Genomic DNA, 9,668 nt, shown 5'->3' on the forward strand with positions numbered 1-9,668 from the left:
ATGTCGGCGAGTGCGAAGACTTCCCACTAAATTCGCTCATTCGTTACTCACAGTCGTGAACATCTCAGCGAGCTCACTCATGAGTTTCTGCACGTCCGCGTCGATTGCCGCAAGCGGCCGGGGCTCTTCGGGCACGTAAAAGATCCGCCTGAAGGGGATGTCCGTGCCGTGCTTAGCCTTGCTCTCGTCCCACAGAGCGTCCGGCGCGTACGGCAGTACTTCGTGCTCCATGTGCTCGGTCAGATCCTCGCTTAGCGGCACACGCTCAGTCAGCTTCCAATCAGCGGCGACGACCGGCCGGCCCTTCCGGTCTACCGCGAGTGGTGCGGAGTCATCCTGCACCGCCATCGCCTTCATCGCGGCGTCAACCAAACCAACCGAGGCCTTCACCCCTGCAACCTGCGCGGCCTCCGGCAACGCCTTCGGAAGATCGTTCCAAGGGGTGCCGTCGAGGGAACGCAGGATCCCGGCGTGATCCTCGGTGAAGTCTCGACGACTGCGCAACGATTCAACGACTGCGTCGCTGTAGCACGTCCCGAACCGTGCCTGCTTGTACACGGGCACGTCACGGAACCTGAAGTCCTCGGGAGTCATCACGCGAGAGATCGCACGGTCAGCCTGATCAAACGCCTTGTACGCCTCCATCAGCGTTTTCCGATGGGTCTTCCCCATCTCGCGGCGCTTGTCACCCATCGGTTTCCGCATGGAGTCCCACTGGCCCGATCCGTCGATCAGCTGGATCTTGCCCTTTCGGTCAGGATCCTTGTTCGTGTCCAGGATCCAGACATAGGTCGCGATACCGGTGCCGTAGAACATGCTCGTGGGCAGCCCGATGATCGCGTCGATCAGGTCTTCTTCGAGGAGCCACTGACGGATCGAGTTTGGCCCGTTGTCGCTGTTGAACAGCGGCGATTGGTTCGAGACAACCGCAGCGCGGCCACCCTGACCGTTCTTCGCCGCGGGGCTGAGCTTCGATGCGCAGTGCGCCAGGAACAACATCTGACCGTCACTGGTACCCGGTAGACCGTGACTGAAGCGCGACCCGTGCACTTTGGCCTGTTCTTTGACCGCCTTCTCGTCTGCCTCCCAGTCGTTACCGAACGGAGGATTGGAGAGCACGTAGTCGAAGGTCTGATCCGCGTACAGATCCTCGATGAGGGTGTTGCCCTGCTTGATCGCGTCCGGTCGGCCGCCCTGGATCAGCAGGTCGGCTTTGCCGAGGGCGAACGCCGACGGCATGAGTTCTTGCCCGTAGAGCGTGACGTCGATCTTTCCGTTCATCCGCTTGAGCGCGTCCTGCGCGACGAGCAGCATGCCGCCGGAGCCGGCGGTCGGGTCGTAGATTGAGCGCAAGGCACTCTCGCCCGCGAGGCCATCGTCATCGTTGGTGATCAAGATGTCCACCATGAGCTTGATCGCATCGCGCGGGGTGTAGAAGTTGCCCGCGGCCTTGCCCTTCTTGTTGAAGGCCCGGTACATCACGTCCTCGAAGACATCGCCCATCGCGGTGTTGGCGAGTTCCTTCGGCGACAGGTTGAGCTTCGAGAAGTGCTTCACCACGGAGTGGAGGCGGTTGGCGTCGGCGAGAACCTTCGCGCGGCGGTTGAACTCGAAGGAGGTCCAGATGTCGGCGATGTTGTTGGAGAAGCCGTCGATGTAGCTCTGCAGGGACTTGTGCACGTTGTCGTCGACCGATGCGATCGTGGCGAGGTCGAGCGGTGAGACGTTGTAGAAGCTCAGCCCAAACTTGTCCTTCACCGCGATGTCGATCAGATGTGGCGGCATCCCGGCAAGTGAAGCGACGAACGCAGTCACCTCTTGCTTGGTGTCCGCGAGCATGCACTCCAGCCGGCGGAGCACCGTGAACGGGAGGATGTAGTCGCCGTAGTCCTCCTCGTCGACTATGTGTCGGAGGTACTTGTCGGCGGTGTCCCACACGATCCGCGCGGTCGTCCCGTTGTTTGCTGCGTCAGCCAATGTGTTGCCCTCGATCGGTCCCGGTCACCCGTGAAAATGTATCGGAAACGTTACATCGAAGTTGGGCATTCGAAGTGATTCCACGGCTGTATGTCGCGCAGCGGTGACTACGGCGAGGCGAGTCGTCGGGCGGGGACAATCAACAGGTCAGGTGTCTAGTACCAGTTTCGCTCCGGTGCGACGCATCATCTCGAACGGGTCCATGTACGTGGCGCCGATCGCAGTGCACGCATCTGGGATTTTCACCCGCCTTCGCGAGTTCGGTTCTGGGAGTTCGTGGGTCACCAGAACGTGGTTGTGGCCACGCGCGTGGGCCACCAGCTGGTAGTCGGCCTGGTTGCCGGTGAACGCCGCAAGTGCGGCAGGGGTGAAGGGGCGAGATGCCGCCCAAGCGGTGAGTGCCGGGAAATGTGCCGTCGTGGCCTGATCGATCGTCTCGAAGAAGGCAGTATTCGCCTTCGCCCACTCCGCCAGTTCATCGTTACCGTCGACTAACTCCTTGCGGACGGCCTCGATGCTGCCTACCTCGCCGGCGGCATGCGCACCTTCAAGCCACTCCCAGAACCCTGGGGCGATGTCGAAGGCGTAGTAGCGGTTCTTGGCCTCGATGAGAACGTTCGAGTCAACCAGGTACATCAACCGATCCCGATCTCGTCAGCCAGGCGGGCGAAGGTTTCGTGCTTCTTGGTTCCGAGGAGCTGGAAGGCATCTCGGAAGCTGGTATCGCCTTGGTAGGTGCTGGTGACCACGGCGCGTGCGAACTGGCGGCTCAGGCGCAGCGGCTGGGTGTTGTAGTAGTTCCCGCCGGAGTTCTCTCCACGGCGGTGCTTCGCCAATTCGATGACCGCCTCCCTCTCGGCCTCGTACCGCTCCCGGTAGTCATCCCAGCCGAGGAAGCGTGCGTCGAACAGGCGCTTGAGGATCACCAGAGTGCTCACCCGGTACCGGCGGGCCAGCCTTGTCAGTTCCTGGGGCGACGGCTCGCCCTGGTAGTCGCGGCGGAGGGCGGCCAGCGGTACCAGGACCTCGGCGGCTACCTGGTTGCACCACACCTCCTCGGTCACACCGTCTCGCGCAACCATCGCGGCGGCGGACAGGGCGCTGCCGCCGAGCCAGACATGAGCGAGTTCGTGAATCAGGGTGAAGATCTGCGCTGCCTTGGTGTCGGCGCCATTGACGAAGATCAGTGGAGCGATCGGATCGGACAGCGCGAAGCCCCGGAACTCCTCCGGGTCCAGGGCGCGGTGAGTGTCACCGCCGACAATGCCGTTCACCATCACGAGCACACCGATCGCCTCAATGCGATCGATCAGTTGCCGCAGCGCATCGTCGGAATTCGTGAACACGCCGCGCTTAGTCAGGTCGAAGTCGAGGGCCGCACGGATCGCCCGGGCCGCGTCGGCGACGGGCATGTCGGTCGCCGAGGAGCCGACGAACTCCAACTCGGGAGCACCTTGGTCTCGAAGGTATTCGCGGTACCAGTCCTGTCTGGTCTGACAGATGTAGATTGTGTCCAGTAGGTCGACGGAGGGTCGAGGAACCGTCGCGTTGCCGACGGTGCGCATGTCCGGGATGGGCACCGGCTCGCTCGGCGGCTCGGGCAGGAACAACAGACCGAACGGGGTATGAGTTGCCTGGGCGAAGCTTTCCAGCTGCTTTAGGGTCGGCCGCAGCTCGCCGCTGATCCACTCGTCGAGCTTCGGTGCGCGCCGCTGCGTGGTTTCGTCATCCCAGCCGGCGCGCTCGACGGCCCATTCGAGAAGGCTGGGCGCGACCTCGACACGAACTACCACGGTGCCCGCCACCTCCTTCCCTGCACGGTGCCAGTGTGCCGCAGCCAACACTCTGGGGCGCGTCGACCCCGCCGACGAGATTCAACCGAGACGGCCGACTCAGAAGTCCTGGCCTACCCATTTCGCGGCGGGCCGCGGTGATGCGACTGATCAAGACTGCAGTGGTAGCGCCGCCTCGATGATCACCTTGCCTACCTCGGTGCCAGCCGCGGTAACGATCGAGGTCTCGCCGCGGTGGCCAACGTCTTGAGTCGACCCGGGGACGGGGAATCCGAGTTCGACTCACCGCGGATCTCCGATACCAGCTGTTCGGCGGCGCCGAGGACCTGTACATCGGCGATCGCGGGCAATGCCTGTTCGATGGCATCGGCGAGTGTGCGCGCCTGTTCTACCTTCTGCTGGACGGTGACAGTCTGCGTAGCGCCGGGACTGTTGAATGCAACGGCGATACCGCTGCTGCTTTCGATGTGCAGATACGGGCTTTGCACATCGGCGACGCCGGGCAGGTCACGCACCGACTTGCCCGACGCTGCGTACTTCTCGCCGTAGGGGGTCAAGTGTGGCCGGAGAACGATCCTCTGCATGGTGCCGGTGCCGTCGACGTAGCCCTCCTCCATGAGCCACTCCAGTGCGAAGTCGCCTCCATGAAGGCCGCAGTTTTTGCCTCGGCAATGGTGGCCCCTTCGACCCGTAGCTCGTACAGCCACGCCAGCATTGCGTCCCGCAGATTCCACAGACGCTCGGCCTTATTCATACCGGTCCTCCTCAGTGTGGTTCGGGGTCAGCGTAAGTGCGGGGTCCGACATTGATGATGGAAGTGCGTTGGCGTTGTTGGGGTTGCGCACGCCGCCTCGACCGCTGCAAGTACGGCTGGTCGATCACCGACCAGAACTTGCTTGGTGAGCGCTTACCCCGCTTGGTCAGCCGGGTCTCCGGTATCCGACAACAGCTGAAGCTGGATTTCGGCGACCTCGGTCATGTTGTGCCGTGTCACTAGCAGCTGGAGGACCTGCTTTGGGGTCTGCGGCGGGTTGGCTCGGCGATTCGACACCTCTCGCAACGCACGGACTCCTGCGTGCGGGTGCGCTGACACCGTGTTGGCAGTGAACTGATATGGGTGCACGGTCTCGATGTCGGCCTCTACGAGCACGCGTGCTGTGCTGGACCCGGCCCGGCGATCGTCGGTGACGATGGCGTCGGCTTTGCCGATGATCGCGGCGTGGGCGACGTGGCCGTCATCGGGATCGTTGAGCCCGTAGCTGTATTCGCGGTCTTTGGGTGCATGAACTTCTGAACCAGGGAACGCCTCCTTCAGCTGGTCGAAAAGGTGCTGACGGCGACTGGCGCTATCAGTGATCCCGCGCCTGTCGTGCAAGCCGGCGAGGACATAGTCCAGCTCGAAGAGGATCCCAGACCCCCAAACCGGGGCGTAGGCCTCCTCGTTGGCCAGCTGCAACAGAAAGTCACGCTGAAGGCTCGGCACAAGTGCGCAGGTGTCGAGGACGGCGCGATACACGTAGGCGAGCCTTTCAGGCGCCGCGGACGGTCAACGCGCGCGTTTCGCCTCGGCGAGCAACTCGGCGACCTCGTCGGCCTCGGCATCCGCGAACTCCGCTGAGCTCTCGGTGATGAACCGGTTGCGTCGGGCACGAAGCTCCTCGCGGTAGGCAAGAACGTCGGCAAGCCGTAGCTTGCGACGTACAGCGCCGGGCACGTGCGCGTGCAACTCGCCGTCCTCGATCAGGCGAACTACCGTGGGGCGGCTCAGGCCGAGGATCTCGGCGGCCTGCTGGGTGGAGATTTCTCGGTCGCGAGTCAAGATACTTATGGACTGGCCGTGGCTGAGGGCGTGGGCGACACGCTTGAGGACTTCGTAAAGCTGCTCGGTCAGTTCGACACGATCGTGCTCGCCCGAGCCGGACAAGAAGAAGGCAGGCTCACGAGAGCTCCCGTGACGGGCCTCGTGCGCTTCCATGAAGCTGAGGACATCGGCAAGCCCGCCGGCATCGGCCGGAACCGGGCTCACAATCTCCGCGGAGGCGTTGCTCATGGGTCCCACTTCCTCTTATCCCACCGTCGGAACTGCAGCCATCTTAGCGGAATTGCGAAAGTTACGAAAATCGGGTAAGCCTTGGGTGGTCAAGACGTGGGCAGGGCCGTAACCCCTCGTTATCAATGTGCCACACCTTTTGGGGTCTCGCTCAGCAGGTAGTCGCTATGGCGAGAATCTCTTGCGCGGCGATGGCAATTTCCCGACGCCAATCGTCGGTAACCCGTTCGGCGCAAGCGGCTTTCGTCCGATGGTCTAGTGCTTAACGTAGACCTTTGAGAGCGGACTTCAAGTCGAGAGCGTTGTCGCCCAGTTGATGGCCGGCTACGCGGCTGCCGTATGAAGCAAGAACTGTGGTCGCCGTAGGGACTTGTCTAACATAAGGCAGTGCGTAGACGGTGTGCCGAGATGCCTGCATTGGGGTGGCCCGCACGGCGACACCGAGTCCTCAATGAGATCGAATCCTCGCGGCCGCATTATTGGGTATGTCTGTGAGTGGAACCGTCCCTACTCGATATCCGTAATACGTTCAGCACCGGCTGCTTTCAGTAGCTCATCGCGCGCTCCGCAAAGGTGATCGAGCGCGCTCTTCAAGTCGACAGCGGCATCAGCCAATTGGGAGCGGGCTGCCCGATCGCCATGTGAGGCAAGGCTCGCCGTCGCCGATGTGAGCGTCCTAACGTGGCTCAATACATCAACGGTGTAGCGAGCGGTCTGCATCGGGGTCACGCTTTCTGGCCTGAGGAGATTCTGTCTCATGAGACCCAGCCAGTCATCGATCGTGTATCGGTCAAAGTTGTACAACGCGTTGAGGACCCAGCGGTGCCAGGAAGATGGACGCCCTGAAGACGTCCGGAGTAGGGCGGGAGGAGTGACCATGTTCTGACCCTAAGCGGCGAAATCGGCTGGCGCGACATCCGAACCGAAAATTTTTGTCGGCCACCGAGCCGCAATTGCGGATGGTGGAACATGCTTAAGATGAATGCGTTTCGCTCCCCGCGCTACGTAGCGACAATGCTGCGGCTAGCTTGGTGGTGAAGGCTGGGCCGTTATTCACCAGCGCGTACCCGCCCGCGAGGCCGCCCTGATCACAGAGGGCTCGCCGTCGTCGTACCCGCCGATGCGTCATTGCACCGGTGTTCTGAACAACACGGGGGACCAGCCGAGTAGCCGTTCGCGGCACGACGGCAGTCGGGAAACTGCTACCGGGATTGCCGTATACTGCTAGGCTGCGTGACCACCGCCGGACTATCCGGCGAGCCGCCAGGTACGCGTCCTGGGCGACTTCGACCACGGTGATGGCTTTCTTGAGTCCGTACACGCCCCAGAATCTGCCGGGGCCGCGTCCGGGTCGCCGCCAAAGGTCCGGAACGATGTGCTGATACTCCTTGTCGCCGTGCAGGTTCGGCGATGAGTGCTTGGTGAAGTAGATGGCCAGCCGTTTGGGGTCGCAGGCTTTCAGTCCGTTGCGCACATCGATGGCAGTCCCGGCGAGCCGGTGCCGCGCCTTCTGCTCGGCATCAGGATGGTCGACGATCTGCGCCCACGTCTCGGATAACCATTGCGCGAAGCCCCGGCCTGATCGTCCTGACGAAATCGGGGGTGCCAACCACAGGTGAATATGCGGGGCGCCCCGCCGCTGAAACTCCAACTTCCAGATGTAGCGGGCAAGTTCTCCGTATTCGCGTTGAAATCGTTTGCGCCACAACACCATGTGGCGTTTCACGCTGGCGCCGTCCGGGGCGACGACCTCCCAGTCGCCGGGATAGGTGAGAGTGACCATGGCCGGGACACGGCCGGACTCCACAAGGGGGCTGTAGTCGAGTTCAGCGAAGGTGCGGCACATCGCCGAGCGTGATTTGCGGGACCACTCGGTGATGACACCACCGGTATAGCGCTGGTCGGTTGCCGTAGCGCTCCGTCGTGTCGAAGACACGACGGCCTGATCATCGTTCCCGCCTGTGCGAGTGAGGTCGTCTCTGATTTGCAGCTTGGCATCCTCGACGTCACGTTGGCGATGACCGACGGCCCGCTTGGCGGCTTTCTCTGCGCGGACGGGATTGGTCCACCCGAGCCGCACTACGCCGGGGCCCACAGTGATGCGAAACCGTCCGGATTCAGGTTCGGTGCCGCGACGACCACGGCCGCACGCCCACGGTGCCGCCGGTTCGAACAGCGCTGCAGCTGCGGCGACCATCTCGGGACTCGGGAAGCGCAGCCCCAATGCGTCGATCGCCCGCAGATCGCCAGCCGCGACCCCGTCGGCGAGCGGGTTGCGGACATTTTCGGCACATATAACAAGCCCGCCGGCCGCGGCCGGGCTGAGGCTCGGCGCCTCGGTCGACGTCTGGCCGACCGCTGTCGCTCTCCCGCCCTGCGGCCTGGCGGCCTCGGGCGCTCGCGACCTCCCGTCAACCGAGGCGGCAGCGACACCATGCCGCGATGACAGGTGCTCAGTGGCGGATGTCGAGCCGCCCGCCGACGGTGTCGAGACGGTCGCTGACGATGCGATTCTGGGCATCGGCATGCCTGCTCCCCGGAGCCCCACAGGCTGCCCACAACGCAAGTGGCAGTGCGGAAGCTCCTGATAGGGAGTGCAAGCACCGTGTCCGGTTTATGTCCGTTCGCCGGACAGGCTGAAAGCGTCAGCCCTGCTCAACGCGGCGCATAGGGCGCGCAGACGCAGATAAACCGCAGGTCAGTGGCTATTCTGCCCGCCTGAAAAGCGGAAGGTCGGCGGTTCGATCCCGCCCCTGGCCACCGCGAGAACTTGCGGCCAACGGCTTTTCCGGCGACTCGAATGTGCCGCTCGCGGACGTCGCCGACAAACTTGATGGCGAATCGGCAAACCCATTGACTGGTTCAGCGGCGCCGCGCGCGGGCGCGCCGCGCAGCCTCCTCGACCAGCCGCTCGGCGACGACGTACAGCTTCACGTTCTCGGTTTGGCTCATGTGGGTGAGCCGTTCGAAGGCCTCGTCCGCGCTGCCTCCCGACCGGCTGCGGATGACGCCGATCGCTTGATCGATCACCGATCGGCTGTCCAAGGCACGCTGCAATCGCGTCGTCCGTTCGTGGGCACTGGCAAGCAATTGCGCGTTGTACACCGATACGGCAGCGGGCCTGGCGAACTGGGACCCCAACTGCACGGCGTGCTCGGCGAACGCGTCGCGGTTCTTGGCGTAGGCATTGATCGAGCCGATCACCTGTTCGCTGACGATCAACGGAAGCGCCAGCGCAGAGTGCATACGCATTCGCGCCACCCGGCCGCCGAAGTGCGGCCAACGGGCGTCACTGCCCAGCGACCCACTCACTGTGGGTCGTCGAGATTGCATACAGGTGATGCAGGGCCCTTCCTTCAGTTCGTCGTACTGAACTTTGTCGATTTCGTAGACGAGTGCCGCTGTCGCCGCCCAGGTGTGGACGCTGGAGATGCCGTGGCTGGGGTCGATCAGTGCGACGCCCACACCTTCGGCGGCTGGGATCGCCTGGGCCGCGAACTCCGCCACGTCCCGGAGAAGATCGATCACGCCGCGAGCGCCCGCCACGATTGCGGCCACTCCGCGCAGCCCTGCATGCAGTTCGGCCTCGTCCGCTTCCCGCTGGGTGGGGGAGAGCTCGGGCGAAACTTCACGACCCGGCTGGGCGTCGAAGTCGGCCAACATCCCTCCTCGGGTACACCCTTGATGACAAACGTAACTCTCGATCGTGTCGCGAGGAAGTCCGCCGGGTGCCGACGGGCGGGCACGCCGCAGTTTCCCTGAAAACGTCTTGAGGGATCGTTCACGGATCGAGCACCACGCTTTTCGGACGTCTGTCCTCCGGGCCCGCAGGTTATCGCGCTGAAGCG

The 9,668-nt window shown here is 63.4% G+C and carries 8 protein-coding genes and 1 tRNA gene; 1 reads left to right on the forward strand and 8 read right to left on the reverse strand.

Annotated features, from left to right (window positions below; translation table 11 throughout):
- Positions 1–36: 36 nt before the first annotated feature.
- The 7 genes from ACX9NE_RS28875 to ACX9NE_RS28905 form a co-directional block, all read right to left on the reverse strand.
- A complete protein-coding gene (locus tag ACX9NE_RS28875; protein ID WP_459365176.1) occupies positions 37–1,977 on the reverse strand; it encodes a type I restriction-modification system subunit M in 1,941 nt (646 codons plus the stop codon).
- 147 nt (positions 1,978–2,124) lie between these two features.
- Complete coding sequence (locus ACX9NE_RS28880; RefSeq protein ID WP_459365177.1) at positions 2,125–2,613, reverse strand: DUF4411 family protein; 489 nt, start codon at positions 2,611–2,613, stop codon at positions 2,125–2,127.
- Positions 2,613–3,770 carry an ImmA/IrrE family metallo-endopeptidase gene (locus tag ACX9NE_RS28885; RefSeq protein WP_459365178.1) on the reverse strand — a complete coding sequence of 386 codons (1,158 nt, stop codon included), beginning with the start codon at positions 3,768–3,770 and terminating at the stop codon, positions 2,613–2,615. Before ACX9NE_RS28885 ends, ACX9NE_RS28880 begins: the two co-directional genes overlap by 1 nt.
- A gap of 191 nt (positions 3,771–3,961) precedes the next feature.
- Positions 3,962–4,387, reverse strand: a complete 426-nt coding sequence (locus ACX9NE_RS28890) for a hypothetical protein (RefSeq protein WP_459365179.1) — start codon at positions 4,385–4,387, stop codon at positions 3,962–3,964.
- A gap of 290 nt (positions 4,388–4,677) precedes the next feature.
- A complete protein-coding gene (locus tag ACX9NE_RS28895) occupies positions 4,678–5,286 on the reverse strand; it encodes a PIN domain-containing protein (RefSeq protein ID WP_459365180.1) in 609 nt (202 codons plus the stop codon).
- A 30-nt stretch (positions 5,287–5,316) separates the two neighbouring features.
- Positions 5,317–5,820 (reverse strand): helix-turn-helix domain-containing protein, encoded by a 504-nt coding sequence (locus tag ACX9NE_RS28900; protein ID WP_459365181.1) that lies wholly within the window; start codon positions 5,818–5,820, stop codon positions 5,317–5,319.
- A gap of 973 nt (positions 5,821–6,793) precedes the next feature.
- On the reverse strand, positions 6,794–8,347 hold the full coding sequence (locus ACX9NE_RS28905; protein ID WP_459365182.1) for a rolling circle replication-associated protein: 1,554 nt from the start codon (positions 8,345–8,347) through the stop codon (positions 6,794–6,796).
- Positions 8,348–8,515: 168 nt separating this feature from the next.
- On the opposite strand from ACX9NE_RS28905, the gene ACX9NE_RS28910 reads away from it, so the two are divergent.
- A tRNA-Phe gene (locus ACX9NE_RS28910) sits at positions 8,516–8,580 on the forward strand.
- Between the two features lie 102 nt (positions 8,581–8,682).
- Here ACX9NE_RS28910 and ACX9NE_RS28915 read toward each other — a convergent pair.
- The gene (locus ACX9NE_RS28915) at positions 8,683–9,480 is read right to left on the reverse strand and encodes a GAF and ANTAR domain-containing protein (RefSeq protein WP_459365183.1); all 798 of its coding nucleotides are present in this window, start codon (positions 9,478–9,480) and stop codon (positions 8,683–8,685) included.
- Between the last annotated feature and the right edge of the window lie 188 nt (positions 9,481–9,668).

The organism is Mycobacterium sp. ML4, assembly GCF_054515735.1.

Coding starts and splice junctions, on each gene's coding strand:
- ACX9NE_RS28880 (WP_459365177.1), bottom strand. CDS start 2,613: ATGTACCTGGTTGACTCGAACGTTCTCATCGAGGCCAAGAACCGCTAC.
- ACX9NE_RS28900 (WP_459365181.1), bottom strand. CDS start 5,820: ATGAGCAACGCCTCCGCGGAGATTGTGAGCCCGGTTCCGGCCGATGCC.
- ACX9NE_RS28905 (WP_459365182.1), bottom strand. CDS start 8,347: ATGCCGATGCCCAGAATCGCATCGTCAGCGACCGTCTCGACACCGTCG.
- ACX9NE_RS28890 (WP_459365179.1), bottom strand. CDS start 4,387: ATGGAGGAGGGCTACGTCGACGGCACCGGCACCATGCAGAGGATCGTT.